Raw genomic sequence first — 16,040 nt, 5'->3', positions numbered from 1 at the left:
CAGGAAGAATATCTATAGAATTTTGGCTATTCCCAACCAGGATTCTGTTTAAGTTCAACGCCTGCTTCCTGGTAAAGCTTTATTTGATCTAGCGGCAAAGGTGAAAGATATACCTTCGGATCTGTAAACAGTCGCTGAGACTCAGGCTTAGAGGCCGGAATGATATATCCTTCCGTTGCCCCACCTTCAATAATAGCGTCCGTATTGGGATAGTCAGCCTTTTTTATCCAGGCACCCCGGTTAATGTCGGCATTAGCCTTGGTATCCGAATATTCAAGCTTTTTCCAACGAATCAAATCATTTAATCGGAACCCTTCCATCATCAGCTCTACCCGCCTTTCTCTGCGTATTTCCCAAATCATGGGAGGAACAGACTGGTCCCGGTTCGGGTCGTCGTAGGCGACACCATTTACTGCGGGAGAACCGCCCAGGATTTCTAATGCTGGCATACCTACCCCGGGTCTCGAACGAAGTTTATTGATAGATTTATCCAGGTCGGCTTGGGAGATTTGCCCCAGTTCTGCTACCGCTTCGGCATAATTCAATAACACTTCTCCATAGCGTATTACCGGCCCGTCGGTCTGGTTCAAAGACCCACTGCCTTCGGGTAATTCTTTAGTCTCTTCGTTCAAAAATTTATGGGTAGCATACCCGCTAGAGGAGGCATTAGGCGCATATTTACTTATGCGCAGTGCATCCACGAATGTAGACTTCAATCGGGGGTCCCGATCGGTCATAACCTGCGCGATAGTCTTGTCTCCGACATAGAGCGGAGAAACGGAAATGGGACGGCCATCTTTAGACAAATAGCTTTCTATAGCATCCTTGGACGGACCCGACTGGGGCTCCTTGTTATTATAGCTGTTTAAACTATGAGTAAGCTGACCCGTTTCATATTTACGATACATGATTATTCCCTTCGCTCCTGCCAAGCTTAATGAATTGAACAAAGAGCGGTATGGATCCATAATGCTATACCTCCCGGAGGCTATCACCTGGTCTGCTGCCCAGCGAGCGGCTTCAAGGTAGGTCTTAGACCTTGCCTGATCCAGGCCATGATACTTCTGATAGGTTCCCTCATAAAGCATGATACGCGACATAAAGGCTTGAACTACGGAGCGGTTTACCACAAGACCTTTCTCTCCATCGTCTACCCGCACATTTTCAGCGGCATATTTCAGATCGGCCAACACCTGATCCATTACAAATCCTCGAGGGTCGCGAGGCTTGTATAGGTTAGCCTGATCGCTTTCCTCCAGCACCTGATCGTACCAGGGAACATCGCCAAAGTCCTTCACCAGGTCGTGATATTCCAAGGCTCGGAAGAACCTGGCCACACCACTCCAATGCGCCTTGGCGGCATCATCCATAGGAACGGTCTGAATTCTATTTAAAAAGAGATTAGCTTTCCGTACCCATGCAAAAGTCCAGGAAGTTCCCGATGCACTGGCAGGCACATTTCTGGTAAATTGAGCAGGACTATATGGAGCAAAATCATCATTGAGGTTCTGCCCGGAAAAATATTTCCCCCAGGTGAAACCCGATCCATAGCCAGAAAAATAGGCGGGATAAAAGGCCCAGGCAAAGGTCCGAACGTTTTTTTCATTGGTCCAATACGTATCGTCGGTTAGCGCATCCAGAGGATCACGGGTAAGAAAATCCTCTTTACAACCGGTGGTAGCGAGCACCGACAAGCAAAGTATAAAAAATAACTTTTTCATAAGTTCTATATATTTCTTGTTTTAGAGCGTTAACTGAAGTCCTAGGGAGACCGTACGACGGTAGGGATATACCCGTCCAAATGTTGCCGAAGCGATGGAAGGGGTACGATAGTCCACTTCTGGATCGATAGGAATGCCTACCTTATCAAATTCGAAAAGGTTTTCTCCGTTAACATAAACCCTTAAGTTCTGCACCCGAATTTTTTCCAGGAGACGGGAAGGTAGTCGATAACCAAAATTTACGCTCTTCATTCTCATATAAGCCATATTGAGCATATACCGGTCTTGGATTCGGAAATTCTGGGTATTATTGGATTGTCCAGTGTTGGTAGGTCTTGGGTAATAAGCGTTGGGGTTGTCCTCCGTCCAATAGTCCATCTGGTGGGCATACATGGCATCGCTGGGATTATTCCCAGGAATAAAGATAGAGCCTGCTGCCCATAGGTCCCGCTTCCCTACTCCCTGAATAAAGGCGTTAAGGTCGAACCCTTTCCAGTCGGCACCTAGTCGTATTCCATATTGGTAACGGGGTGTACTATTACCTATGACCGTTAGGTCGCCATGGTCGTCCAAACTACTGCTACCTGTAAATATGGTGCCATCTCCATTGAGATCCTTGTATTTCACATCTCCAGGGCCATAAAAGAAGGTGCCTGACTCATGCTTAGTCTGTGTCGGAATGCCATCTTTCATGATATAACGTCCCGATGCATCTTTGACCAATGTCCCATCAGAATTTTGCTGAAAGTCATCATTGGTAAAAAAGCGGTCTGTTCGGTAGCCCCAAATTTCGCCAAGGGTCTTACCCTTGTAATTTCCATTCACTAGGTTGCCGTCGAATTTTGTAATTTTCTCCTGGAAGTCCGAGAAAGATAGACCCAGGCTAAAGTTCAAACCATTGGACAGGCTGTGTTTATAATCTACCGCCACTTCCCAGCCTGTCGTTTGCATTTCACCATAATTGCGTCGGGGAGCACTGGCACCGAAACTGCTAGGCAGAACAATCCCACCAGTAATCATATTACTTGTGGTCCGTTGATACCAGTCGTAGGTTACATTCAGTCTATTTTTGAAAAAACTAGCATCCACACCCAAGTCCAGGGTGCTTATTTTTTCCCAGGTTAGTGAAGGAGGCACGAGTGACGGGGTGGATACCGTCAACATATTGCTTGAACCTATCCACCAATTGGAACCAGAAGACCCCATAGTAGGCCTGAAAGTGGTGCTTCCCACATCTGTGTTTCCTAAAGACCCCCACGAAGCACGGATCTTCAGGTTGTCCAATACTGGCTTGGTGAAATCCATAAACGATTCTTTTGTCAGAATATATCCCGCCGAGACCGAGGGGAAGAAAGCCCATTGACTGCCTGAAGGGAAGAAGGATGAGCCGTCATACCGACCGTTTGCTTCCAGAAGAAGCTTATCAGCGAAGGTGTAATTAATCCTGGCGAAATATCCCTGAGTAGCCCAATGGCCTCGGCTACCGCCGGCATACTGGTCACCAGTGGCCAGGGAGAGCTCACCCAGATTCATGTCTAGCAGATCTCTGCGCTCCGATGACTGACTCCAGCTTTTAAACAAGTCAACATCCATCCCGCCCAGAATTTTAAACGAATGTCTATTTATATCCTTATAATAAGTAGCAAACGCTTTGAAAGTGTGCATTTCGTCCCAGCTCGAATTGTAGCGTACCCGATCATAGGTCGCACTGGTATAGGATTCGTATTTCAGGGGTACCCCATTCCATTGATTCCAAGCCGTTACACTTCCACCAACCTCCCGAAAGTGGTCGTTGGTATTGGAATAAGTATAATTGGTATTAATTGTAAGGTCTTTGCCTAGTTTGAATGTTCCACCCAATGTAGCCCTTACAAAATTGGAGGTATTATTATTCATATTGGCCTGCTCTACTTCAGTTACCGCATTTCTAAAGGGCTTTCCTTCGTAGGTTCCATAGGGGTATACAGCATGCCAACGGTAAAGGTAATAGAGTGGATCGTAGGTAGTTCCTCCAAAGGAGAAAGGAGCTTCCACCACATTTTTGGAAAGTAAAAGCTTGGCGTTAAGGGTAAACCAATTGTTTAAGTCAGAATTAATGGTAAAGGTACCACTGTATCTTTTGAAGACATCGGTTTTCATTTTCAATACCCCTTCCTGACCCATATAGCCCAAACTAACGTTATAGCTTGTTTTGTCATTTCCTCCACTAAAACCCAGGTTATGGTTATTCTGAGGTGCCCAATTACGCATATACATTTTACCAGCGTCCCAGGTACGGTAGAAGTAAAGGCGACCATCTTTAATTTCAAAGTCTCTCCCCAAGACCATTTCATTTCCTAGGTCCTGACCTCCGTATTGAGTGTTCCAATCCCGTATTTTCTGGATACTTTCATCTGTAAAATACATTCCCACCGTCCCGAAAGTGGTCAAGGCAGGGTTGATACGCCTAGCAGCAGATAGGGCATATTCCGCACCTTCTGCAGCAGGGGCTAGCTTAGGCATATTGGTAGGGGTACTTTGAGAAAAATTAGCTGAATAGGTTATCCGGTTCGGGGTATTTTTCTTTCCCGATTTAGAAGTAATCAAGATGACTCCCCAAGCTGCACGACTACCATAAATAGAGGTAGAAGCCGCATCTTTGAGTACAGAAATGGACTCAATATCGTCGGGGTTTACGAGTAGCAAACTTTGGATTTCAACATTGTCTAGCAAAATAAGGGGTTGAGCCCCGTTTCCTGCATTGAGCGAGCCTACAAGTCCACGAAGCCTGATTTTGGGGCTAGTCCCCAAATCTCCGGTAGTTGTGGTGATGGTAAGCCCAGGGACAGCTCCCTGCAATGCTCGTCCTACATCCGTTACCGGGCGCGACTGCATGGTCTTGTCAACGTCTACGGTGCTGACCGCACCGGTAAGATTGGCCTTCTTTTGCGTACCATATCCTACCACCACTACCTCATTTAGGCTTTTAGTATCCTCTTTAAGCGAAATAGATAAATTGGTTTGATTTCCAATCGGCATTTCCTGGGTCACAAAGCCGATAAAAGAAAACACTAAAATCCCATTAGCATCGTCCACGGATAACTGAAACTGTCCCTGGGCATCTGTCAAGGTTCCCAAAGAAGTACCTTTTAGCAATACGCTAACCCCTGGCAATGGATTTTGATCTTTATCGGTTACTTTACCTCGAATATTCTGAGCCATATGAATACCTGGCAAATTTCCGGTAGAGGCGGTAGCCAGCTCTCTAAAGGCCATGGGAAGCATGGCTTGAGGCTTATCCTTTTTTTGAAATACCACAATACTCTGGTCTGCTTCCCTATAGGTATAGTCGGTTTGATTCAGGACTTGGTCCAGAATCTGCCCTAGGCTAGCCTCCTTAAAACTCCCTGCTTGAATCTTAACCTTTCGCAGTTCCTTATTATTAAAGGTAAAATCTACCTGACTGAGCTTACTGATTTTCTCAATAGCCTTCTCTAAGGTGGTCTCTCCCAGATGTACTGACATTTTCTTCTGGGTAAACCGCTGTCCATAACCGTGCTCGGCGAGCAGAATCCCTGCCGTGGCCAATAACACCCCAAACGCGATCAATCCGGTCCTCATGACTCTGATTAGTTTAGTAGTTCTTCTTTTCATACATTAGTACGTTTATTAATCATAATTAAACAGGGCAATACAGGGGTACTTATCCGTCAAAATTTGTCCCCCATATTGCTTCAACTTGGAGTCGGACCTGTTGGCGCAGGTCCGGCTTTTTACTTACAAACAGCCTTTACCGGATATTATCACCTCCTTTCCGGATATACTATAGGTAATTCCCTGGATGTCCCGAACCAAGTCGAGCACGTCTTCCAGGCGCTGGTCGGTACCGAAACGAATACTGCTTTCACAGCCCTCAAATTTTTGATGTTCGAAATGGATATTTACCTGATAGACATTCTCAATAGCTAAAATGATATCCTCAAACCGAACCGATTTCAGTGTCACCTGACCTGAGGTCCATTCCACCATATCATCGGCTTTTACCCTGGATTCCAATGCCTTAAGTGTGTGTTTAGAGAATGATATTTCCTGATCTTTTTCTAGAATGCCAAGGGGTTTGTTACCCTCCGACACAGAGACTTTCCCACTGACCACCGTCACCACTTCATGTGAGAGTTTTTGATAGGCCTTTACCCGGAAGGAGGTCCCCAGCACTCTGGTGTTTAAATGTTGGCTACGCACGGTAAATGGGGATGTTGTATCACGTTTTACCTGAAAAAATCCCTCACCTTCTTCCAGGTACACCTCCCGGTTTTCTCCAAATTCAGCCGGATATTTTAACACACTGGCAGCATTAAGCCATACCCTAGACCCGTCTGGAAGTTCCACCTGACGGGTTGTACCTGGCGGCACCACCACCGTGAGCATGGTATGATGAGCGACCGGGCCTTTCAGGAACCAATATAAACCCAGAATACTGAATAACGCTATAGAAGCCGCAGCAGTAAATAGGTACCTTCGAAGAGGTCTTGCCTTACTTTCGACGCTCCACCCCAGGGTTCTGTCTACTCTATTTTTAATTTTTGTCTTCTTTTGTGACAAAGAATTCTCTGTCTCCCCATCTTCTGACGATGGGTCCAGCCCAAAACTGTTATATAGATCGTCGATATTCATAAATTACTGACTAGATAAATTGCCGTAGATCAAGATGACTATAGAAAACCGGCTTTATTTCCATGACGGATGAGACAAGCCGTCGTACTACAGGTCGGGCATAAAAAATTTATAATTTCAAGAAAAACAATATTAACGAACAGATTTACAAGTAGTTATTACGATAATAATAAAATAAAAATGGGCCCCTACTATCTTCGAAAAGCCGAGATAGCAGGGACCCATTCCGTCCTCTTAATTTTTTATATAAAGGCCCGCCATGATTCATTTATGGAGGGCTTACCACCATTTACTTCAATCTTATGCGGTGATTTACACGCCTATTACTTCTGTGCTGTTAGCATGGAACCGGAATTTTCACTAACTGCCAACTTTGCTTCTATCTCAGTAAGACGAGCAGTAATGGCCTCCATTTTAGACAATTGGGATTTTAATGATGCATTTTCGGCTTCCAAAGCTTCAATACGATCATCCTGCTCCTGAACTGCCTTGGTTAATAAGGAGATTATTGGAAACGCCTTAAGGGTTTGTGGTTGAATTTTCCCTTCGGCTGTCAATGCATCCTTTTCTCCACTTACGGCGCTGGGCACAATTGCCTGTAGTTCGTGGGCAATAAAACCTTCATGAACATTATGATCCGACTTGAAAATATCACCCTCTACATCCTTGTACTCAAAAGATACGGGTCTTAGCTGGTTCACTCGTGTGGTAGCTGAATTGCTCATGTTTGCTACATTTTTTTTCAAACGATAGTCACTGGTAGTTTCGAGTACGCCTAGATTGACGGCATCAATCCATAAGCGAGCATTGGAGCCATCCCAAGAAACATTGAAGGAATTGTTCTGACTGGCACCATTTGTTCCATTACGAGTACTGTAACCATAACCAGCGATTTGTCCGTAAACACTCAGCTTAGCAACCCCGAGCTGCCCCGCAGTTCCCATGCTAATGCGCCCTCCGTTATGTACATAAAATGGAAAGGCATTGATATCGGAACTTCCTTGAGGGCAAAGGCCAAAAAAGTTTCCATATTGACTCAAGCGCCATCCATTACTCTCTGCCAGCCCTATCAAATCCAAATAACCACCCACATGCGGAGCTATGGTCTTGGAAGCACCTACCCGCTTTACGGTGATGCCGCCATTGGCACTAGCATAAATCGAGGAGGAAGCGTCTGCCACATCTATTAATAGCCCCTGATTTTCCAAACCAGAAACATGCACCAAATTGGCGGGAGTCATCGTATTCACCCCTACGTAGCCGTTGCTCTTTTTAACAACAAAGGGACTACTATTGGTGGCTTCAACCTCTAGATTCGTATTGGTTCCAATAACGGTTGGGTTCGACCCGATTTTTACCTGTGCAAATGATACAAAAGTTGCGCCTACAAATGTGGCAGTGATCAAAAACCTTCTAGCAAATAAATTAGCTTTCATAGATGTTCGTTTAAGTGTTTCCTACAATATTGTCTTCAGAAAGATTCTACCAATTTTTTAAGGTCTGCCCCGCTGTCTCTTTCCATTACGACTTCCTTTTTTGCGAGAAAAATTTTTATTAGACTGACATCCATCTGAGTAATGAAATCTATTTAAAGATGTAAAAATATATACTATCAGATCTGACAAATAAATAGACAAAAAGGCAACATAAATCAATGGAATCTTAGATCAAATTAAATGAATTTAGGATAGCAAATTCTAAAAAATATTTACTTATATGCTAGTAAATACTTTCTCGTAGAAGTCATGTAATACCTAATTTGGAATTCTAGACAATCCTGACTATATGCCGGATCTGGCAGATGCAGCCTCAGGGGCGCCTTGGCATTCCCGAAGGCTAGAGGGTTGGCAAAAAGTCCCCTGGCCAACGACTCATACCGGCATGCTGAACAATATTGACATCTATTACTCAGTAGTTTAGGACAAAAATAGGTAGAGGAGTTCGCAAGCCACTTAACACTCTGCCGCTGGCCTCTTAGCGCCGGAGAGTCATTGATCCTGATGCTAGGCCCACATTGGAATTGGGCTATACGTTGAAGTGAAATATAGAAATCCTGTTAGTTAATCTAGATAAATCAGGAAGTATTGCTAAATTCTAAATTTAGTAATACAGAAATGTTTCTACAGCACACCTAACCCTTTTGTATAAAATATTCCGTTTCAAAATCGAGACATTTCCTAATGAAGAGTCAGAGACCAATCCCAGGACTAGATTGATTTCTATATACAGAGGATCACTTTTGACCTTGAATCTAAAAATCCATAGAACGGGGCAGCGCGCCATACGCGAAGTTAATGTAGCCCGACCATCCCGACTGAAATGCCCAGCATTTATGTTACGCCAAGTCGGGAAATCCCTAATAAGTAGCGAAGTAGAATGAAAAGGAGATAATTCGGCACGAAAAGTTAGCTATGAAGCCCCTTCATCCGAAGGCGTTTCACTGCTCCACCGATCTGATTTTTAACAGTTTGTACGGAGAGGGAGAGTTTCTCGGCAATTTCGCTGGGGCTGAGCTGTTCCTGGCGGCTAAGCAAAAAAATCTGTCTCATGCCCGAAGGAAAACGATCAACCTCGAGCATTAATCTCTGTTCGAGATCGGCGCAGGCAAAATCCTCGAAGAGTTGATCACTCCCATCAGATGAATTTCTGCGAATTTCAGCATGTACTTTACGACGGTAGCTGTCTTTCCGGTACTCGTCGACCAGGCGATTTTTCAGACAGGTATGTATATAGCCCGCAAAAGTGGTATGAATCTCTAAATCAGCTCGTCTAATCCATAGATCCACAAATATATCGTGGACCAGATCTTCCGCTAGGTCTTCATCTTCCAGGTTCTTCAACCCCACCTGATAAATCACCTTCCAGTAACGGCCATACAGCTCGTTGAAAGCGGACTGGTTATTGTCCTCTTTCACTAGGCTTAATAGTGCTATGTCTGATAGGTCTTTCAAGTTTCAGAGAGAAAAAGAGGTCGATGGATAAAATACCCAATGAATAATCCCCTAACTTATAGAAACCTAAAATAACATACAATAATTACCCGACATATTCTAACACATCAGGAAACACATGCTTCATCACGACCCGGTATCGGCCCGTGACGAAGCATGGTCATTAGACAAGGATAGGAAGGCGAGTGTGGCCAGGATATCCTTTCAAAAAACGATTTGACCCCTAATCTCACCACTTGGATGGGCTGCTGTATGTATATTTACATAGTACTTCCCAGCCAGCAAGTCAGCTTCGTTTAATGTGGTTCCATCTACATCCAATGAATGAGAAAAGACTCCCATACCTGCACTAGGAAGAAAGGAGCTGAGATCGACTTTGACTCCTCCATTGGTGCCTGCTGCAGCTGGTCCATGAATATGAGCCATCGTTGGATTGCCCGAAAGCCCCCTAAAAGCGAGGGTAAAGCTCAGCTTTTTGGTCGTTTTATTATACACTACGTCCATCATCCCCTCTGCGGAACTACTCACAGCTGGCACCTCTTGGGCAGGACTAATAGGAAGGTCTCTGTTTTGTACCAGCTTCATCGGATCATAAAATTCAATTTGGCCCCGGATCTCTCCTCCTGGATGAGTAGCCGTATGTATATTAAAGTAATACAGACCATTCAAAAGATCATCTTCCTTGAGAGTAGCCCCATCTATAGTCACTTGACCCATATAGATTCCTGATGGAGTGGCAGGCAAAGAGGCTCCAAAATTATGCAATACCGAAGCATTACTACCTCTTAGTGCTGGGCCATGGATATGGGCCCCGGTAGGCGCTCCCGTCAGCCCATCCCATCGAATGGTATATGAAAGTATTTTTGTGATCTCGTTATAGGAGACATCCACGCTTCCTACGGCTGCAGTGCCCACCGCAGGGTTCTCCTGATGGCCAGATAGTTTCAGTCCCATTTGCACATATGCTTTTGGCGGATTATGGTCCTGCGAACAACCTACCAGTAACCCGACCAATGCCAGAAGGGTCCAGAATTTAGTAATATTGCTTTTCATGATCTTTTCAAGTTAAAAGTGAGATAATTGCTTCAAAATTAATCATATAAAGGCATACTAAGCTTTATTTAGGGTGAGTAATGAGTGAATGGTCAGTCCCTCCTCAGCGCCCTTAGGACGCCACCTTTTTCCAATGGCTAATCTTTAATGAATTTATAAACTTCCATGTGACCCTGATAAGAAACCTCTAACAAATAGAGTCCCGCTTGAAATGCTGATTTGCGAAAGCTATAGTGCCAATACTGATTGCCACCTTTAGAGGCAATCGCTTCGGTAGCCAGAACGCGACCGGAGGGATCTAGGAGCCTGATCATTAGCTGTTGACCTGCCTCGGCCTGGTACTTAAAAGTAAGCCGTTCAGCAACGGGATTTGGGAAAACAACTGCTTCACGGTCATAAGTCAATGCCACCATCCGTATTGAGGAATAAGCGAAACTCCCGTCTTTATCTATCATTTTTAAGCGAAAGTATAAATTGCGAGCTGGACTGAATACGGGATAATCGAAGGTATAATTTCCCCCACTCTGACTTCCTGAAGCCTCTATACGACCTACTACTTCAAAATGGCTCCTTGCCATTTCTTCATCGCCATGGGCCAATTCAATTTCAAAATGATCAAAATCTCTTTCCTCCGCTGTGGTCCATAGGAGATGCACCTCCGATTGCTCTTCATTCTTTTTTGCTAAAAACTGCACCAACCTTACAGGTAAAGGACTTTCGTCCCCCAGAATTTCTTTACTAAACCAGAATTCAGAGAAATTCCGAACCTTAAACTGAGTATAATATCCCTTTTCGTAGGGTACCCTGGCCACCGATCGTTTAAACTGCCAGCCTCCACTGCCATTATTGCCTAGGTCCCCGTCTTCTATCAGTCCAGTTAAACTCGAATACTGAGATATCCCCAGCTCATAGGCCGAATGTACAGGGGTACATGAAGCGCAGTCTGTAGCCAGTATCAATTGCTGCGCCTCCGACTCTAGAAAGTACAATCGGATTTCTACCGAATCCGTCAGTGTGCTGAGTTGAGGCTTAATAGTAATATTACGGTTGAGATAATATTGATCATTGGCATGACGAACACTTCCCGGATGAATATAAGCCTGTACCTGGGTGGCCCCAAGGAGCTGGCTTCCCGATTTGATGGAGGCTACCATTTTCCCATTTACTTTAAAATCTACCCATTCACCCGAGGGTGCCAGGGTATGGCTGACAGGCCCAGCCATGCTTGGACCATCATAAATCCCCCCCTGTAAATCATAAACATGGATATCATCCAATGCGACACCCTCATTTTGTACGAAAGGATCGGTCTGTATTACGAATCGCAGACGAATCGTAGAATATCCGGTCGGCAAAGGGAGCGTGGCCACGTGCCAATAAGCCCTGTCTGCGGACCAGGCAGGGTTTCCACCGAAGGCAAAATCGTACCAGTTGGTACCTTGGCCATTGGTTCCCAGCCTTGTCCAGGCACCTCCATCACCCGAGTATTCTACGTAGGCGACATCGCAGGGTTCCGGGTCGCAGACTTCCATCTCTAGCGCCATGCTAAAGCTTAAAGTAGGGGCTGTTAGTCCTCCAATGCTAAAACAGGGGCTGTATAAAAAGGAGTATTCATGATCATTATACGCTCCCGTCAGATTGGTTTTCCAGGCCTTACTGCCACTGGCAGCATTCTTAATTTTACTAGCAGAAGGGCTGCCATAGGCCCAGGAGCTTCGTTGTCCCTCCGAATAAAAATAACCGTCGTTCGACTCAAAGTCCTGTAAATACGGGAAAGAACTGATTAAAGGTGCATGAAAGTATGTTATTATTTGTTCGTTATTGGAGGGATAACTGTCGGTAGGATAATCGACCCGCACCTTAATCGTATGCGCTCCGGGAACGGACAAATCTGCCGTGGCGGCAAAGGTATAATCCATATTGCTGCGGGCAGCAATTGTTGGAATATTTTCGGTAATGGGGCTGCCCCCGTCCACCCAAAAGGTCACGGGTATATTCGTTAGTGACCTAGATGCACTGTTGCGTATCTGCACCCTTACTGGCTCGGATGCGCCATAGCTACACAATTCTTTGGCTGGCATACTCAAGGTGGAGAGCTGAAGGTCGTCAGTTGCCGTATACAATAACAGATCATCGATGGTATAGCCATTGGCACTGTTCCAGTCGGCCGCAATATTGGTACCCCACTGTCCCCAGCGAATTTGAAAACTACTCGTTAGGGACTGATTGTTTTCTAGTAAAAGTCGACTTACTTCAATTCCCGATACAGAACGGTACCCTTCTTCCTTCCCGTTTTGATTGGCAAAAAGATCGAAAGCCTCTATCCAGCCGGCAGAGTCATTGCCACGTATCCACACCTTGTTATTGGCATGAGCCGATTGACCATGATTTTTGTATTTGAAATCGAAACGAAGATCGATGGCATTCAGATCATACGCCGCCATGTTATATGTTCCTATTAAAAAGCTGCTAACCCCTTCTGCCGTATATTTTCCGGCATCTAAAGTCATGGCCCGGCTACCAGATGCAGCAATACCCGGACCCATATAGGTACGCACTCTTCCTTCGGGCCGGGTACTCATTAAATCGTAGCGATCGCCCCCCGCCAAACCTATCTGATTACCCGTGGCAGTTTGAGAACTTAGGGACTCAAAAGTATCCTGATAGGGTAAAGTCACGGCTGGGTTGGCCAGTTGTTTATAGGTAACAGTTAGGGTATTATTGCTAGTGACCGGATCGCCGCTATGGTTAATAATGACGGAAACTTTATAAGACCCAACAGCCGAAAAATCGAAGGTTACAGGAAAAGTATGATCATAGAACCCTCCTGCAGCAATAGAAGCATTTACGTTCTGAGAATAAATGACATTATCATTGACTGAGAAATTGATGACGAAGACAGGATTGGAGGGGTCATCATCCAGATTTTTGATGCGAACCATTACCTGCTGGTTTGCGCTGAGGGCCGTCGAGGTAAGCTTCCGCCCCGAAGCATTGGGCAGAAGGATCTGTTCCACCATCAGGTCGTGGTCGGAAGCGGCCCCCACCCCAGAACCACTGGCAGGTTGATAACGTACCGCAAGCCCACGTCGTCCCGGATTAGTATTCAGTCGGGCCCGAACGGTCGCATAATAAGTCCGATCGGAAGCCAATCCCGAAAACACATAACTATTACCTGAAACAATCCCCTTCGACACCATCTCGTCCCCTTCCAGCAACATGACTTCGTAATCCGTTGCGCCTGTAACGCTGGTCCATTCAATGCCCATATATCCCTCCGACTGCGCAGCCGCCAGGCTTATCACGGGCTGCCCTAAAATAGTAAACGTTTCGCTGGTAGAGCTGACACCAGAGCCGTTTTGAATTACCCTGACTTGTACCTGATCCGAAACAATATTCGGAACTGTCCATTCTAACTGGCGGGTAGAAGCAGGTAAGTTAGCACTTCCGATGGTGGTCCAGGAAGTGCCAAGGTTGGTGGAATACTGGACCTGATAAGTACTCACTGCATCTCCAAAAGCATCCCAGGCAATCTGAACAGGCTCATTCCCCACTAATTTTTCCTTGCCTATCGGAAAAGTTAATACGGTAGAAACGGGAACGGCATCATAAACCAAGAAGTAGGCTTGCCTCGGATTTTGTGCGATACTCGTTCCGGATATTGTAAATGTATAATTACCGGGAGCGGGTTGATTCAGGACAACCTGTTCTATATTATTTAGATTGTCGACTCCTTCTGTCGCCAGATCATTGACGTTCCCCGGATTTGAAGACAATACCAAAGGTCTTTTAATTTCTCCCGCTGGAGTAGTCACGGTCAGATCCAGGTTATTAACTAAGGCCTGAGCCGACAGCGTGGAAGCTGCCGGGTCGTTCCAGTATAACATTACCTTTAATTGAGCGGTATTAGCTGGTATACTCACGGAAACAGATTTTTGCTGACCATGCGATACCGAGTCATTTCTAAATTGTGCCGACTCTAAAATCTGTAATGAACGCACCAGGTTCATCCAGCCAAATCCATATTTATAATCGGGCCCGGCATTGCCCAGGTCAGTGGCTCCATTACAGATCAGAGCTTTCATCAAACCGTTTTTTGGATTTTGACCTCCATTCAACTGCCTGTATCGCTGATATAACAAAGTGAGCCCTCCCGAGACAGCCGGAGACGCCATGCTGGTCCCGGTCGAACTGACATAAGTATCTGTGGGAACCGAGGAGCTTACAAGCGTTCCTTGGGCCATAATTTCCGGTTTTAGACGCCCGTCCCGCACTGGCCCGCGACTAGACATGCCGTTTACCACTCCCGCACTCGTGCTATTCCCTACGGTTAACACATTTTTGGAGGCCTGATATCCCCCTAACACATTGCCAAAACCAGAAGGATACTGGGCGCAAGTAATCGACCCACTATTGCCTGCAGCAAATACATGCTGTAAATGGGGCATGTCGAAAGCCTGCTGATCCAGGATTTGAGAGTACAAATCATATTTACCGAAGGTCTCGCAATTATTCACATCGGCTCCATAGCTGTTATTGGTGAGCACCATCCCATAATCCGCTACATAACTGGGGGCATAAGAAAATATCTTACCAAAATATTGTACTACCATTGTCGCTTTAGGGGCATAGCCGGTATAGCGTTCATTTTGCAAACCAGCTCCTGCCAGCGTCCCCATCACATGGACGCCATGCCTTCCGGCAGACACGCCGGCATGGTTGATAATACGACCCGTAAAGTCGACATGCTGGAAGGGATTGGAGTCATCCCCTACCCCTACTACTACCCCAGCACCTGTAAGATTGCGACCACCGGTAGTGACAGAACGCAATACGTTCGCCCTGCTATTGGCAATACTTTTATCGTTAATGGCTTCGTCGGGACCGGGTGCTGCCTGAATGAACTGAACCAGAGGTAGGGCAGCCAACCGTAATATTTCATCAGGGACCAGACGTACGGATACTATGGCAGCATGATCTACTGGATCGGGCAACAAGGAAAAGCCTTCCTTCTTCAGCGAGGCACGAAACTCTTCCAAGGACAAGACCGATACCGGACTTACCCATACCTCAATCGCTGTATCCTGGTCTGTAAGGCTAAGAAGCAAGTCTGGATCCAGCTTTTGCTCTGCTGCCAAGGGGAAAACTGCCCGCACCTTGTGACGTTGCAACAGGGAAAGCGATAATTCCCCTTTTACGTAGGCAGAAAAGGCTCGGTTTGGAATATAATCCAGCAGTTCCACACCTTCTGCTCGCATGGCATTTCGCACCACTGAGTCGGGCATTTGTTCGAACTGAATAACCAGTAACTGTCCGGGCAATGAGGGCGAGGTCATTCCATTCCGCATGCGCTTAAGGCCTTGCTCGCTAACGTTAGCCGATGGTATTATTATGCCTGATTTAAAATGTATGCTATATTCCTCAGCCTGCTGGGCCCGGACCACACCTATGGCAATCAGAAAAAAGAGGATACTGTAAATTGTTTTCATAAGGTTTTTGTATAGTGTATGTGCCCAAAAAACAGAAGGGAATCCTGGCGAAAGGATAACATAATAAAGATAAAATTTAGTAAATTTTAAACAGCTTTGATACTATTATAAGAAAAATCCCAAACTTAGATAATTTCGGATTGGAGGGAGCTTTTCAACCCAAAACATTTTTT

7 protein-coding genes are annotated in these 16,040 nt (G+C 45.6%); all 7 read right to left on the bottom strand.

Features of this window, described 5'->3' with window-relative positions; all coding sequences use genetic code 11:
* Nucleotides 1-26: 26 nt before the first annotated feature.
* Entirely contained in the window at nucleotides 27-1,721 is a 1,695-nt protein-coding gene (locus X939_RS0115925) for a RagB/SusD family nutrient uptake outer membrane protein (RefSeq protein WP_025764287.1), read from the bottom strand.
* Between the two features lie 21 nt (nucleotides 1,722-1,742).
* Nucleotides 1,743-5,354 (bottom strand): TonB-dependent receptor, encoded by a 3,612-nt coding sequence (locus X939_RS0115920; RefSeq protein WP_025764286.1) that lies wholly within the window; start codon nucleotides 5,352-5,354, stop codon nucleotides 1,743-1,745.
* A 123-nt stretch (nucleotides 5,355-5,477) separates the two neighbouring features.
* A complete protein-coding gene (locus tag X939_RS0115915) occupies nucleotides 5,478-6,374 on the bottom strand; it encodes a FecR family protein (protein WP_025764285.1) in 897 nt (298 codons plus the stop codon).
* Nucleotides 6,375-6,697: 323 nt separating this feature from the next.
* Nucleotides 6,698-7,810: a tail fiber domain-containing protein gene (locus X939_RS0115910; protein ID WP_025764284.1), complete on the bottom strand. Its 1,113-nt coding sequence runs from the start codon at nucleotides 7,808-7,810 to the stop codon at nucleotides 6,698-6,700.
* 969 nt (nucleotides 7,811-8,779) lie between these two features.
* Entirely contained in the window at nucleotides 8,780-9,325 is a 546-nt protein-coding gene (locus tag X939_RS0115900) for a sigma-70 family RNA polymerase sigma factor (protein ID WP_025764283.1), read from the bottom strand.
* A gap of 204 nt (nucleotides 9,326-9,529) precedes the next feature.
* Complete coding sequence (locus X939_RS0115895; RefSeq protein WP_025764282.1) at nucleotides 9,530-10,378, bottom strand: CHRD domain-containing protein; 849 nt, start codon at nucleotides 10,376-10,378, stop codon at nucleotides 9,530-9,532.
* 137 nt (nucleotides 10,379-10,515) lie between these two features.
* Nucleotides 10,516-15,867 (bottom strand): S8 family serine peptidase, encoded by a 5,352-nt coding sequence (locus tag X939_RS0115890; RefSeq protein ID WP_025764281.1) that lies wholly within the window; start codon nucleotides 15,865-15,867, stop codon nucleotides 10,516-10,518.
* Between the last annotated feature and the right edge of the window lie 173 nt (nucleotides 15,868-16,040).

Source organism: Dyadobacter tibetensis Y620-1 (genome assembly GCF_000566685.1).
GTDB classification, from domain to species: domain Bacteria; phylum Bacteroidota; class Bacteroidia; order Cytophagales; family Spirosomataceae; genus Dyadobacter; species Dyadobacter tibetensis.
The sequence above is the reverse complement of the archived record's forward strand: the minus strand, read 5'-3'. Positions and strand labels throughout refer to the sequence as shown.